We start from the raw sequence: 14,387 nt of genomic DNA on the forward strand, positions 1-14,387 counted from the left end.
GAAACATTTCCTTCTCGGCAAGTATCCGAGAAAGTATAAACTATTGAATAGAACCACACTATTAGTTATGAAGTTAACTATTTTCTTGTTGATCGCTGGTTGTTTGGGCGTACACGCCTCGAGCTTTGCCCAAAAAATAACCCTGTCTGTACGCAATGCAGGCATAGAAAGCGTATGCACCGATATTAAAAAGCAAAGTGGTTTCTCCTTTTTGTACGATGCGGCCGTATTAAAAAAATCTGGTACGGTAAGCCTCGAGCTCAAAGAAGCTACGCTTGAAAATGCCCTGAAACAGATGACCGCTGGTAAGGCCCTCGATTATCGCATTATCGACAAAACGGTAATCATTACCGAGGCTAAACCTTTAGCGCAGCGCGACGACATCACCGTTAAGGGTGTGATCCGATCAAAAGAAGCCCCAGGAACGCCCAATATGCCTCTGCCTGGCGCTGTAATCGCCATTAAAGGCACCAAAAAGGCTGTGGTTGCCGATGCCGATGGCAATTATACCATCAAGGCGCCTGCCGATGCCATTTTAGTGGTCACGCTAATTGGCTATGGCACCAGGGAAGTTCCGGTAAACAGCCAAACTGCAATTGATGTGGTATTGCTGCAAACGGCCAGCGACCTGCAGGAGGTTATCATTACCGCTTATGGCACTTCCGAGAAAAAGGAAAACCAGATTGGCAGTGCCGCTCAGGTAACCAGCAAAGACCTGATCCGCAAGCCTTCAAACCGGATAGACGCCTTATTAGAAGGTCTAGTAGCCGGTTTTCAATACGAGCAGCAAGGCGCAGCGCTAAGCAGTGCACGCCCAAGGTTCCAAAGCCGTATTCGTGGCGAGGCTTCGTTTAGCGCTTCGAATGATCCGCTTTGGGTTATTGACGGTATCCCTTACAATACCGGCGACGAAACCAACATGATTCCGGGTACGCAGACCAGCATCAGCCCTTTAACTTTCCTCAATCCGAACGATATCGAGTCGATTGTGGTGCTTAAAGATGCCACCGCTACTTCAATTTATGGTGCAAATGGTTCTAATGGAGTAATCCTTATCACTACCAAAAAGGGAAAATCGGGCAAATTGGCCATCGATTATAGCTTCAGAACGGGCATCAATGTATTGACCAACAACCGTTTTCACGTGTTGAATGCCGATCAATACCGCGAACTATACCGCGAGTCTTATTTAAACAATACGGCTTTAGATCCGAACAAAATGCCTGATTTGGGCACCGGTGGTATCGATTGGTACAATACCTTTTTCCGCAACGGGGTTAACATGCAGCACGATCTTTCGGTATCTGGAGGTACCCAAAAAACCAGATACTATGTTTCGGCAGGCTATTTCAACGAAAAGCCGATCATGATTGCCAACGAAACGCAAAGATTTTCGACCAGGGCCAATATCGACCAGAAAGTGAATAAATCAATCGACCTTTTCTTAAGGATAGGCGCTTCTTACAACGTCAACAACCTGTTTTCGCCGGGCGATACCTATTTTGTAAACAGACCGATTGACGGCATTTATAATCCGGATGGCTCTTTTGTGCTGAAGCCTTACAACACCTATGCCGAAGCCAAACTGAACGACGACAGGCAACGTACCGTAGCGGTAACCGGCAACATCGGCGGTACGGCCAGAATTTTGCCTTGGCTTACTTTTACCAGCACCAACGGCATCGATTACAGCAAAACCAGGGAAAACATCTATGGTTCGATGTACACCTTTAGCGAACGTGGCGAAGGCATGGCCTACAGAGGCAGAAGCAAAAACTTTAACTGGGACAGTCAACAACGCCTCAATTTCGAAAAGCGTTTTAACCGTCACGCGCTTTCGGCCCTATTGGGTGCCGAGGCCAGAAGCGAAGATCGCAACTCCTTCTCTGTTACCGGCTATGGCTTTCCTGACGACCAGGTTAGAAACGTAGATTATGCCACCCGAACCACTTCGCTACCTTCGGGAGCCGAAAAAACAGGCGTATCATACTACGGGCAGTTAAGGTACACCTTTGCCGATCGGTATAGCGTTTTGGGCAGTTTCCGCAGGGATGCCAACTCCGACTTCGGTTCTGACGTGAAATGGGCAACTTTCAACTCGGTGGGTGCTTCGTATACCATCAGCAACGAAAAATTCTGGCACATCAAGCCTATCGATTTCGCCAAGCTTAAAATCAGTTACGGTACCAATGGTAACTCGAGGATTGGAGCCTACAAATCGAAAGGGATTTACAGCTTTACCAATACCACCGGCTATAATGGACAGGAAGGTGCCATCATGACTTCGGGCGAAAACCCGGTACTTTCGTGGGAAACCACCTATCTTATTAATGGTGGTTTGAGTCTGGGCTTGTTCAAGCGTATTTCGATGGAGATCGAATTTTACCGCAACACCACCAAGGGCATATTAGATGCCGTTGATGTAACCCGTACCACTGGTTTTACCCGGATTTTGCAAAACGTGGGCTCGGTGAGAAACAGTGGCGTGGAATTGACCCTGAATACCCAAAACATTATTAAAGACAACTTCCAGTGGACTACTTCTTTCAACATTGCGCACAACAACAATAAGATCTTAAAGCTTTACAACGGCAACGACAAAGTGCTCGACATCACCATGAGGCGCGAAGGCCAAGATGCCAATGCATTTTACCTGATCCGTTGGGCCGGCGTTGACCCGCGCGACGGCGGTCCGCTTTGGTACGACAGGAACGGCAACATTACCAAGGTTTTCGACCTGAACAATCGTGTAATTATAGGCTCAAGCACGCCTGATTTTTATGGCGGTATGACCAACCATTTCCAATACAAGGATTTTACGCTTTCGGCACTGATTATCTACAATGTGGGTGGCTATGCCTTTAGCGACCTGCAGCGCGATGCTGAATCGGATGGTAGAAATTTAGCCGACGACAACCAATCGACCAACCTGCTTGATCGTTGGAGAGAACCAGGCGACCTGAGCAATATTCCAAAATCTGTATTGTACGAAAACGCGAACAACGGTCGTAACTCTACCCGTTTCCTGCACAAGAAAACAAGTTTACGCCTGCAAAACATCAGCTTGAATTATGGTCTTCCTAAAAAATGGATCAACAAAATCAAGTTGCAAAGGGCCAATGTTTATTTCCAGGCAGACAACGTAGGTTTTTGGACGCCTTACTCAACGCCATCGAACAGAAACGATTACAAAAATTCATTTAACGCCTACCCGCAGCCTTTGACCCTGTCATTTGGCTTAACCGTTGGCTTATAAGATTTTAAGATACTGAAATGAAAAGAAACACCTATATTTTAACCCTATTGGCTATAGCCTGTATCGCTTTTGCTTCCTGCAAAAAGTTTCTGGAGAAAGAGCCTATCGGAAAAACCGGAAAAATCACCTTGTTCGAAACCGTAGAAGGCGCCAACAAAGCCATGAGCGGGGTCTACAATCTGATGCTTTCCTATTACAAAACCTCGTTTGGCCTGTATGCCGATATCGCTTCAGACAATGTGATCCGTGGTAACAAGGCCAATGTGCTGTTGCCACAGTTCAATTTTCAGAGCGCAGCCAGCGATGATGCCTTGGCTGTAGGCGATATTTGGCTCAATGGTTATGGTGCCATCAACAACATCAACAACATCATCAATGCCATTCCCGAATTGAAGTCTAAATTTCCATCGCAAACCAAAACACTCGATTCGATTTACGGCCAAAGCTTGGCTTTAAGAGCCCTGTGCCACCTGAACCTGAGCCTTGTTTATGCACAGCCTTACAACTATACCACAGATGCCTCTCATTTAGGCATTCCAGTAGTGCTTAAAACCCCAAATCCGGGCGAGGCTGTGGCACGCAAAACCATGAAGGAAACCTACGCACAGATCATTACCGACCTGAGCAATGCCCTTCCTCTATTGCAACAATATGCCAACCATACCACACAGGCGGCGATGAGTTACCAAGCGGCACTGGCGCTGCTATCGAGGGTATACCTGTACAAAGGCGATTGGGAACAATGCATCAACTATGCCAACCTGGCGATTAACGATGTCAACTACAAACTGGCCAGCAACAGCGAATACTTGTCGGTATTTAACACCTACCCAGCCGATAATGCCACCACCAAGCTCGAGAGCATTTTTCTGCTCAGCAACAAAGGCCTTACGTCTAACGGTTCGAGCATCTACACCGTTTATTCGGATGCGGCTGGTGCCCAATACAGCACAGCGGCCAAGCTGACCAATTTCTTCGACAGCGACGATATCAGGCTGACCAAAATGTTTACCATTCCGCTTTCGGGAGATAATGCCGGCAAATCGCTCACCAAAAAATATGGCGATGGCACCGTGACTTCGATTACGCCACAAGTGATCCAGGTAATCAGGCTATCGGAGGTTTACCTGAACCGCGCCGAAGCCAAATGGAACCTGCAACGCTATACCGAAGCCGCCGAAGACCTGCGCATCATTTCGCAAAGGGCGCACCCTAGCCGTACCATTACCATTGCCTACAGCTCGAACGACGATTTGTACAAACAGATTGCCAACGAGCGTAGCAGGGAACTTTGCTTTGAAAACCACCGCTTCTTCGACTTGGCCCGCCGCAAGGAAAACCTGCAACGAAGCGCAGATTGTAATGCTAACACCTGCGGCTTCATCTACCCTAACAGCAGGTACGTTTTACCTATCCCTGCCAAGGAAATAGACGCCAATAAATCAATCATCCAAAACCCTGCCTATACCAACTAGTCATGAAAAGAAAAACAACATACCTTGCCGCAATGCTCTCTTTGGTATTTTTAATGCTGATTTCGGCTTGCAAAAAAGAAACAACGCCATACAACCATCCGTTTTTTCACATTATGGTAAACAACCAGAGCTCGGTTGAAGTACTTTCTAACCGCAAAGACCTGGTTAACTACAATGTTTACCTCAGTGCCGAACTTCAGTTCGAGCCTATAGATGTGACCTATGAAGTTACTGTGGGCAACGGCTTGCTGGAAGGCCGCGATTTCGACTTCGTTACCAAAGGCAACAAGCTTACTTTCCCACAGGGGATTTTTGAGCGCCCAATTGCCATTCAATGGAAAGAATCGCCGGTAGATCCTACCAAAGACAACCGTATCATTATCAAGTTAATCAGCAATACTAAAAACTATACCATGGGCCTTCCGGGTCCGGACCAGTTACAAAGACAATTGGTAATCACTAAAAAATAAGAAAGAACAGATGACGAAGCAAATGAATTTTAAAGGATTACTAAGCCTATTGCTGCTTTTTGTAACGGGCGCTGTATATGCACAGCCCCTCAAGCAAAATCCGAACCTCGTTACCGGAAAACTGCCCAACGGCTTTACCTACTATATCTACAAAAACGACAAGGCCAAAGGCAATTCGGTGCTCAGGCTTTTTGTAAATGCCGGTTCGCTGCAAGAGGAGAACGACCAGCAGGGATTGGCCCATTTTATAGAGCACATGGCCTTTAACGGCACCAAGCACTATTCGAAAAATGATGTGATCGAATTTTTGGAGTCGAAAGGCGTAAAATTTGGCGCCGATTTGAATGCGCATACCAGTTTTGATGAAACGGTGTACAAAATCAGCATCAATACCGCCGACGAAAAGAACCTGGAAAAATCGATAGACATTATGGGCGATTGGGCCTTTGGCGTTACTTTCGACAAGAACGAAATTGACAAGGAACGCGGCGTAGTGATTGAAGAATGGCGCAGCAAACAGGGCGCCGACAACCGCTTACGCGAGCAATACCTGCCTGTTTTGTTCAACAAATCGCGCTATGCCGAGCGCCTGCCTATTGGCAAGGTCGACATCTTGAAAACCTTTCCACGCCAGCGCATTGTCGATTTTTATGAAAAATGGTACCGTCCGGATTTGATGTCGATTGCCATAGTAACCGATATCGACCCTAAAAAGGTAGAAAGCTATATCAAAAACGAGTTTAGTCAGTACCAAGCCAAAAGCAAGGCCCCGAGGTTATACTATGAACTTCCGGCGCACAAAGACACGCTTTTTTCGATCATTACCGACAAAGAGGCTTCTTCGATTGATTTGAGCTTTTTCAACAAAATAGCTTCGTTTAAAGGCATTCAAACCGAAGCCGACTACAAGAACCAATTGATCAGGTCGTTCTTTAATGCCTTGGCCAAAAACCGTTTCAGCAGGATTTCGCAATTGCAAAACGACTTTAAGGAAGGCAGCTTTTCGGTAAGCAACCTGGTCTTGAAAAACGGCATCGTATCTGGTGGCGTTTCGCTATTCCACGATCAGATTAACGAGGGTATCGCCAAATACCTAACCGAAGCCCAAAGAATTACACGTTATGGCTTTACCGCCGACGAAGTGATGAAGATGAGGGACGAATACATCGTCAGCATTAAACGCGCCATGGCAACCGAAGACAAAACGGAATCGGAAACTTATGTAAATGAAATCCACGATGTTTTTTATAACGGCACCACCATGTTGGCCAAAGCCGAAAGAAACCGCTTGGCCCTGAAATATGCGCCACAAATCGACTCGCTGGCCATCATCAGTTTCTTAAAGAGCGTTAGCCAAAAAGGCAACACCGTGGTTTTGTTAACTGCACCCGAAAAAGACGCCAAAAACCTGCCAACGGTAGCCCAGCTAAAAGCCATGTTGGCCAAAGCCGCCAATGAAAAGGTAGCGCCTTGGAAAGACAGCATTACCATTCCGAAAACCCTGTTGGCCCAAGAGCCCAAAGCAGGCAAAGTGGTTAAGGAAGAAAAGATCGAAGCCATTGGCGTAACCAAGTGGACCTTATCAAACGGAACAATGGTATATCTTAAAACCACCGACGAGAAGAAAAACTACATTTCGCTTTCGGGCTTTAGGGCAGGTGGTATCTATGCCTTGGATTCGACACAATTTGTGACTTCGCAATTTGTAAAACCGGTTACCGGCTTGAGTGGTGCAGGCGAATTTAGCAGAAGGGCACTGACCGAGTTCTTGGCAGGCAATACCGCTTCTTCAACGCTGATTTTATCGACTACCCGCGAAGGCGTAGTAAGCAGTGCCGATTGGAAGGATGCCAAAACCATGTTTCAGCTCATGTACCTGAAATGGGTATATCCAAATGCCGATTCGCTGACTTTTGAGCAGGCCAAGCGCCAAACCATCGAAAGGCTCGACAACAACAAGCTCTCGCCTACTTACGATTACAACAAAGCCATTGCCGAGTTGTTGAAGGGCGATGATGATTATGCTTCGGATGTTTCTGCGGAGCGCATTAACAAAGAGCTGCGCTTTAAAGACATTCTGCCAATTTTTAAAAGCCGTTTTGGTTCGGCCAAAGATTTTCAGTTTGTCATTGTGGGTGGCTTTAACCTCGACAGCATCAAACCTTTGATCGAGCAGTATATTGGTGGTCTTCCGGCAGGCGATTATAACAAAAAATTCGAATACAAAGGTCCTGTTGGTGGCGATAGCGCCAAAGACATTTTGGTGTATGCGGGCAAAGCGCCAAAAAGCACCGTCAACCTGTTTTACCAAAGCAACAAGGTAAACTACGATTACCCAGAAATTTTGGTGCAAACACTATTGCAGGAAGTGCTTAAGGTAAAATTACGCCTCAACCTACGCGAAGAGAACTCGGGTGTTTATGGCGTTGGCGTTTCCATTTCTTCAACCAGCATTCCATCACCGCTGATCCGATCGCGCATTTCGTTTAGCTGTGCACCAGAATCGGCCGATTTCCTGATTAAACAGGCACAGCTGGAAGTTAAAAAGGTAGCCGACGATCCGAATTACTTTTTAAGCGATTTGGCCAACATCAAGGTACAGCAGCTCGATAGCTATAAAAAACAGGCAGGCAAAAACCTGTTCTGGAGCTCGTCGCTAAGAAACCAATTCTATTTCGGTTTTAAAGATTATAGCTTCTTTAACGACTACGAAAAAATGATCAACAGCATTACGCCGGCCATGGTATCGGCCTATGCCAAAAAATATTTGATAGAAACCCCGGGTATCAAAGCCGTATTGATGCCGGAAAACTTTAAGAAACTAAATTAACAGACATGAAAAATATAAAGCAAATCACCTGGTTGCTCCTATTTGCAATCGTTGGCCTGGCAGGGGCTTGTAAAAAAGACCCTGTAATGTACAACAAGGGATTTACCTCTTTTAAATTCTTGGTTAAAGATGCATTAGGTGTCGAAAAACAATATGTGGGTACCATTTCTGATGCCGAAATCGTGGTAGAATTGCCCATAGAAGTTGATGTAACCAACCTCAAGGCAAGCTTTTCTTTAGATAATGCCCGTACCATTGTACAAGTGGGCAAGGTTGTACAGGAAAACGGCGTAAGTGCCAACGATTTTACCCAGCCAATTACCTATACCGTAAAAGCGGAAGACAAAAGCACACGCAACTATAGCGTTCGCATAACCAAAAAATCGGCCATTAAGTCTTTTGGCTTTTACACGGAAGACAACCCGAGTTTGGCCCAAAATTATATGGGCGTAATTAAGGGTATGACTATTGAAGTGGGCTTGCCCGAAACTGTAAACCTGACTACGCTGGTGGCCCGTTTCGAAACCACAACTGGTGCCACCTTAAAAGTTGGAGCCGTGGTACAGGAAAGCAAAAAAACAGTCAATGATTTTACGGCTCCGGTAATTTATCAGTTTAGCGATGCCAACTTTCCTACGCCTATCAACTTTACCGTTTCTACGTATTTCTTGGGTCGCCAGTGGGAGTTATTTGCCGATAAGCTAACTGGACAGGTAACTGCAACCGGTATTAAAATGGCAATCAATCCATTTACTAACAATCCATTCTTCGTTTACACGCGTTCAGGAAAAGACGAAAGCGGAGCGACCATTGCAAATGAGAATAAAAAGGTAGCCGTTATGGGCTACAATGGCACCGCTTGGGCAAATCTAGGCAACGCCACCGGCATTTCAGAGCAAAGGGCTGATGTCGCAGGCATCGCATTTAACAGCGAAGGAACGCTTTATGTGGGCTATAAAGATTACATGAACAGCGAAAATAAATCTACAGTGCTTAAGTACAATGGCACCGCATGGTCTGTAGTAGGTGCTAGTCGCTTCTCTGCAGTAAAAACAGATTACTTTTCGCTTGCTATTGCCAAAGACGACATGCCAATTGTTTCGATGGCCAAAAACGGAACGGATAATAGCGGTATCCCGGCAAGGGGCTTGTACGTAGCTGGCTTTAATGGATCGACATGGAATTCGATTACGCCACCTGGGGGCATCGTTGTTTTCTATGACCAAATCATCAGGGGCTTAGACGGCAAAATCTATGTGGGCATTATGGATAGAGGCACAGGGGTAAATAAGCCTTCGCTTTACAAATACGAAAACAACGTTTGGTCGGCTGTAGGGCCAACCTCGTTCACCGCACCCGATTTACTGGTCGGCTTTCAAGTGGTTAGCGTGGCTGTAGATAAGAATGGCGAGGCCTATTTGGCTTACCAGGCGGCGCCATCAGCTGGCAGGATCAACCACATCATGAAATATAACAAAACCGCCAACGTTTGGCAAGAATTGGGCAATCCGGTATCTAGCGGTAGCGAAAAAGACAAATTTGCCTTGGCCGTAGATGCCGATGGAACCTTATATTTTGCCTATGCCAATGCCTCATCGGTTATGGTCAAAACATTTAACAAAAATACCAACAACTGGAATACCGACAGAAAGGTAATCAGCGAGAAAGTAAACGAATTCGACATGCAGATTGCTGGCGATGGAACCGTTTACATTGTAGCCAGCATTGCCAGCGACAACGGAACAGTTGTTTACAAATATGCCAAATAGTAAATAGGTTAGTAGCTATCTGGTTAAAACCCATCTCGAAATATTTCGGATGGGTTTTTTACTTTTTAGGTACAGCGAAAGTGAGGAATACGCGAGTACGTCAAAATGGTTTCATTTCACCACCTAAGACACCTAAGAACGAATGACGGGCTAAAAAAGAGTTGCTTAATCCTTAACCGCAAACTGAAAACCGCAAATTGGACTTTAGACTTTAGACTAAAAACTTGTTACTGATTCCTCCCCTGTTCTTCGGCCGAACCCGAGTTCCGTTTGCGCACCTCTACTTTCGAATTGCCAAAACGATAATTAAAACTCAGCCTAAAGCTTCGGCTATCGTAACGGCTCGAATAATCGCTTTGGTAGTTTCCATAATTGGCTACGCCTTTTTGGATCGAACTAAAAAAGATATCGTTGGCGCTTAGTGCCAAGGTAGCTTTGTCTTTCCACAAGCTCTTGCCAATTCCAGCACCCACCGTATAAAAAGGCAGGTTAACCTGGTTGCCATAAGTAACCCTGGTACTTCCGTAAAAATCCAAATCGGCATACCATTGGTTAGACAGTTTAAAATGGCTGTTCATATTGGCCGTTCCTGCCCATTGCTTAACCTCTACCGTTTGATTTTGATAAGCAAACTGGTAACTGTTTAAAGAAGAACCCATGCTTACATTGAAATCCCAAACCTTAAAAAACTGACTGGCATAGGTTACATACAGCGCAGCGTTGTTGTTGGTATGCAAATTGGCCTTCAGGTTGGTGGTAATCTTGGTTTGGTTATCAACCAGCTGCAGGTCTTTGATTACATTGTTGACATAACTGTACGAAAGGGCAAACGAAAGTCCGTTTTTTAGGTTAAGCCCTAGCCTGAATTGATCCGAAAACGAAGGATTCAAATAAGGATTGCCCCGCGAAACCGAATAGGCATTCCGGTAAATGGCAAAGGGGTTGAGATAGCTGTAGCTGGGTCTGCCGATACGACGCGCATACGAAAGCGAAAGATTTTGCTGGCCAAGCTTATAAGCCAAAATCACATTAGGAAACAGGTTGATATAGCTTCTTTGCACCAAACTATCCAAGGTAAGCGAGTGGCCATTGGTAAAAGTCTGCTCGGCACGCAGGCCCACCCGCGCCGTAAACTTGCCCCAGGTTTGTCGGGTACTGGCATAAGCTGCCAGCAAGGTTTCGCGGTAACGGAAGTCATTGCTGCCCAAATCGGCAAAAGGGCCAGCCCCAGTGCGATATAGGGAATTGAATTCGTTGTCCAAATTCACATAGCTTGCCTTTAGGCCTAACTCTAAATTGCCTTTATAGAGTTGCCGACTGTAATCGACTTTATAGCTATAGATGCCAGACAAAGTTTGGCCATCCTGCAAAAAGAGCTGATTGGGTGTCAGGGCTTGTCCGTTGGGCAACTGTAGCAGAAGATCTAAATGATTATCGGTGTTCAATTTAAACAAACCTAAATCTAAGTCCATGCTCAGCTCCTGTCTTTTGGTCGAATCCAACAGTTTTTTATAGTTCAGGTTAAAGTTGATGCCCTTGTTCAGGCGGTTGTTATCGGCATTGTTCAGCCGCAACGAATCAACAATGTTGCTATTCAATCGCTGTATGCGTGTTTCGGTGGTCAGTTCAGGATTGTACTCTCCATTATTGGCGGTAATCAATATGCCTATTACATCGTTCTTATTGAGGAAATGATCCCAGCCCAACCTCAAATTATGGCCAAACCATGGCGTCCGATACACTTCCTTGTCGCGCAGTGCTGTACCAATTTCATTAAGGTAAGTATTGCGGTCTATCTGTTGCGATTGCTTGCCGAACGAATAGCTGTAGCTGCCATAGAAGAAATCGTTTTTTTGCCTCACATTAAAGCCAAACAGCGCACTGTTGCCATTCCAGTATTTCCAGCCATGGCTGGCGGTCAAGCCCAATACCAAGTCGTAGCCAGGTTTTTCGCGCTTTAAGGTTTTGATGTTGATGATTGCCCCACCGCCTTGTGCATCGTACTTGGCCGATGGCATGGGAATGAGCTCTATTTTGCTGATGTTGGCCGGACTGGTAGTTGATAACAGCTGAATAAGCTCCTGCCCACCAAGCCTTGTTAAACGGCCATCGAGCATAATCTCTACGCTTTTGCCCTCAAGTTTGAGTTCCGTTTCGTTGAGGAGGACCACGCCAGGCAATTTCTTGAGGATATCAATGGCATTGCTTCCGGCTTTTAGGTTGCCATCTACGTTTACTACCGTACGGTCAAACTGCTGTTCTACAAAAGGTCTGTTGCCTTGTATGGCCACTGTTTGCAACAACTGGGTTTCTTCCTGTAATTGGATGTTCAATTCGGCATCAGCCGAAATCTTGCTCCGATACGCTACATAACCTACATGCGATACCACAATGTAGCTTTCCACAGCGGGCAACTGCAACTTGAACTTTCCCTTTTCATCAGTTAACGTATGTTGCAAAGATTTGTCGCCGATTGTGGCGTAGAGATTAATCGATGCCCCTTGTAGTGGCAAATTATCCTTTCCGGTAATTCTTCCTGTTAAAATTCCCTGTTGTGCCCACAGCATGCTGGGAAAAAGCCATAAGGCCAATAAAAGTTGTTTCATTTGTTTGTTTGATTGGTTGCCCTAAAATAGTGGGCAGTACCAGCAAAAAGGCATCAAATCCTCCATTGGGCAGTTCTGCTCTGCAAAAGCCGACATTTTAACGACAAAGTTTTTGCAGATGCAAAGGGCACATTTGCAGACGAAAACACGGCAATCACAGATTTAGGCATCAAACATCGAGGCAAAGCGCTTACCTTTAAACATGAAATACAAATGGCTCTGGCTTTGTTTAGGCTTTTTCCTTTTCTACAACTTCCAGGAAATTACCTGGGCAATAGGCAATTACATCACCAACAAAACCCCGATACTGGAATTTATATTTGGCAGGAGGTTTATCAGTTATCCGTTTTATTTCTTTACTTGGCTTTGCTGCACGCTCATCAGTTATAGCACCTTTTATGTCTTTTTCTACCAACGTCATAAAAAAGTACTTGCCATTGCATTCTACATCTGCATCGCCATACCGCTGATGATCTGTATACGCTATTTTTTGCAGGAAGTAGTCTATTTTTCAATTACCGGAAAGCATAATTATAGTGCAGATATGCGCGCGCCCATCCGCTATTTTATCGATAACATTTACTTCACCATCTATTACAGTCTTTTTGGCATTGTTTTTTTCTTTATCCAGCTCTCTACTTATAACCAGAAAAAACAGCACGAGCTTTTGCTACAGAACCGGCAGTCGGAACTTTCTTTTTTGCGATCGCAAATTAATCCACATTTCCTGTTCAACAGCCTAAACAATGTGTATACGCTGGTTTATCAGGGCTCCGACAAGGCTTTGGGTTCCATCAGCAAGCTTTCCGAACTGTTGCGCTACATGCTTTACGAAAAAGAAGAATGGGTGCCCCTGCTTAAGGAAGTGCAATACCTTCGCAATTTCATCGACCTGCAACTGATGCGCTATGATTTTAAGCCTGCCTATCAGGTAAAGATCAATATTCCTGCAGACTGTACCTTAAAAATAGCTCCGCTAACCCTCATTCCGTTTGTTGAAAATGCCTTTAAACACGGCGACCTGAGAGATACAGCAATGCCTTTGCAAATCGAGTTGGAACTGGCAGGCCAGGCGCTTAATTTTAAGGTCAGCAACAAAAAAGGTAACTTTAACAAAGACGAAACCGGTGGCATTGGCCTGGAGAATGTAAAAAAACGACTGGACCTAATCTATGCAAGCCATCAAACTTTGCACATTGCCGATTCGCCTACCCAATATACCATAGTGCTACAGATGAAACTACATGAATAATTTGGATAAAACGATTAATTGTTTGGTAGTTGACGATGAGCCTCTAGCCTTGGCCTTACTGAGCGACTACATTGCCAAAACGCCCGGCTTAAAGTTGTTGAGCGCAACCTCAGATCCTTTAACCGCACTCGCTTTGGCCAAAGACGGAACCGTAGACCTCGTTTTTTTAGACATGCAGATGCCAGAGCTTTCGGGCATGCAGTTCATGAAAATCCTCCAAAAAAAGAGCATGGTTATTGTTACTACGGCTTACAGCGAATATGCCCTCGAAAGCTACGACCATCATGTGGTCGACTACCTGCTCAAACCCATTACTTTCGAGCGTTTTTGGCTGGCTATAGAAAAAGCGCAGGAACGTTTCAATGCCTTGGCTAGTCCAAATTTGGCCGCGAATGTAGCGCCACCGGTCAATCAGTTTATTTTTGTCAAAACCGATTACCGATTGGTCAAAGTAGCGCTGAACGATATTTATTACCTTGAAGGTGCCCGCGACTATGTGGTTATCCATACCCCAACCGAACAACTGCTGACCTTGCAAAGCATGAAATCGCTGGAAGACCAGTTGCCTGCCGAGCAGTTTATGCGCATCCACAAATCCTATGTCATTTCGCTCGATAAGATCAGCTTCATCGAACGTGGCCGCGTAGCCATCAACAACCAGCTTATTCCGGTAAGCGACACGCATAAAGACCGTTTATTGGAAAAACTGAAGCTTTCGCGATAGTTTTT

Annotated in this window: 8 protein-coding genes; 7 read left to right on the plus strand and 1 reads right to left on the minus strand. The window is 45.4% G+C overall.

The features are described from left to right. Positions 1-67: 67 nt before the first annotated feature. Genes VRU48_RS11295 through VRU48_RS11315 form a run of 5 tightly spaced genes read left to right on the plus strand, consistent with a single transcriptional unit; the run spans position 68 to position 9,800 of the window. Positions 68-3,256, plus strand: a complete 3,189-nt coding sequence (locus VRU48_RS11295; protein ID WP_330108030.1) for a SusC/RagA family TonB-linked outer membrane protein — start codon at positions 68-70, stop codon at positions 3,254-3,256. A gap of 17 nt (positions 3,257-3,273) precedes the next feature. Further along, positions 3,274-4,731, plus strand: coding sequence for a RagB/SusD family nutrient uptake outer membrane protein (locus VRU48_RS11300; protein WP_330108031.1), 1,458 nt, complete (start codon positions 3,274-3,276; stop codon positions 4,729-4,731). A gap of 2 nt (positions 4,732-4,733) precedes the next feature. Next, complete coding sequence (locus VRU48_RS11305; RefSeq protein ID WP_330108032.1) at positions 4,734-5,201, plus strand: hypothetical protein; 468 nt, start codon at positions 4,734-4,736, stop codon at positions 5,199-5,201. A gap of 10 nt (positions 5,202-5,211) precedes the next feature. After that, positions 5,212-8,031 carry a M16 family metallopeptidase gene (locus tag VRU48_RS11310; protein ID WP_330108033.1) on the plus strand — a complete coding sequence of 940 codons (2,820 nt, stop codon included), beginning with the start codon at positions 5,212-5,214 and terminating at the stop codon, positions 8,029-8,031. Positions 8,032-8,036: 5 nt separating this feature from the next. Then, positions 8,037-9,800: an NHL repeat-containing protein gene (locus VRU48_RS11315; RefSeq protein WP_330108034.1), complete on the plus strand. Its 1,764-nt coding sequence runs from the start codon at positions 8,037-8,039 to the stop codon at positions 9,798-9,800. Between the two features lie 227 nt (positions 9,801-10,027). On the opposite strand, the gene VRU48_RS11320 is transcribed toward VRU48_RS11315, so the two are convergent. Continuing rightward, positions 10,028-12,406, minus strand: coding sequence for an outer membrane beta-barrel family protein (locus VRU48_RS11320; protein ID WP_330108035.1), 2,379 nt, complete (start codon positions 12,404-12,406; stop codon positions 10,028-10,030). A 202-nt stretch (positions 12,407-12,608) separates the two neighbouring features. Here VRU48_RS11320 and VRU48_RS11325 point away from each other — a divergent pair, with 202 nt between their 5' ends. Both VRU48_RS11325 and VRU48_RS11330 read left to right on the plus strand, forming a co-directional pair. Beyond that, positions 12,609-13,658: a sensor histidine kinase gene (locus tag VRU48_RS11325; protein WP_330108036.1), complete on the plus strand. Its 1,050-nt coding sequence runs from the start codon at positions 12,609-12,611 to the stop codon at positions 13,656-13,658. Then, complete coding sequence (locus VRU48_RS11330; protein WP_330108037.1) at positions 13,651-14,382, plus strand: LytR/AlgR family response regulator transcription factor; 732 nt, start codon at positions 13,651-13,653, stop codon at positions 14,380-14,382. The genes VRU48_RS11325 and VRU48_RS11330 overlap by 8 nt, the downstream gene beginning before the upstream one ends. Positions 14,383-14,387: the final 5 nt, after the last annotated feature.

The sequence above is a fragment of the Pedobacter albus genome (assembly GCF_036324255.1).
Taxonomy (GTDB): Bacteria; Bacteroidota; Bacteroidia; order Sphingobacteriales; family Sphingobacteriaceae; genus Pedobacter; species Pedobacter albus.

Excerpts from the sequence above, each read along its gene's own strand:
- VRU48_RS11295 (WP_330108030.1), top strand. The coding sequence starts at position 68 with ATGAAGTTAACTATTTTCTTGTTGATCGCTGGTTGTTTGGGCGTACAC.
- VRU48_RS11300 (WP_330108031.1), top strand. The coding sequence starts at position 3,274 with ATGAAAAGAAACACCTATATTTTAACCCTATTGGCTATAGCCTGTATC.
- VRU48_RS11305 (WP_330108032.1), top strand. The coding sequence starts at position 4,734 with ATGAAAAGAAAAACAACATACCTTGCCGCAATGCTCTCTTTGGTATTT.
- VRU48_RS11310 (WP_330108033.1), top strand. The coding sequence starts at position 5,212 with ATGACGAAGCAAATGAATTTTAAAGGATTACTAAGCCTATTGCTGCTT.
- VRU48_RS11315 (WP_330108034.1), top strand. The coding sequence starts at position 8,037 with ATGAAAAATATAAAGCAAATCACCTGGTTGCTCCTATTTGCAATCGTT.
- VRU48_RS11320 (WP_330108035.1), bottom strand. The coding sequence starts at position 12,406 with ATGAAACAACTTTTATTGGCCTTATGGCTTTTTCCCAGCATGCTGTGG.
- VRU48_RS11325 (WP_330108036.1), top strand. The coding sequence starts at position 12,609 with ATGAAATACAAATGGCTCTGGCTTTGTTTAGGCTTTTTCCTTTTCTAC.
- VRU48_RS11330 (WP_330108037.1), top strand. The coding sequence starts at position 13,651 with ATGAATAATTTGGATAAAACGATTAATTGTTTGGTAGTTGACGATGAG.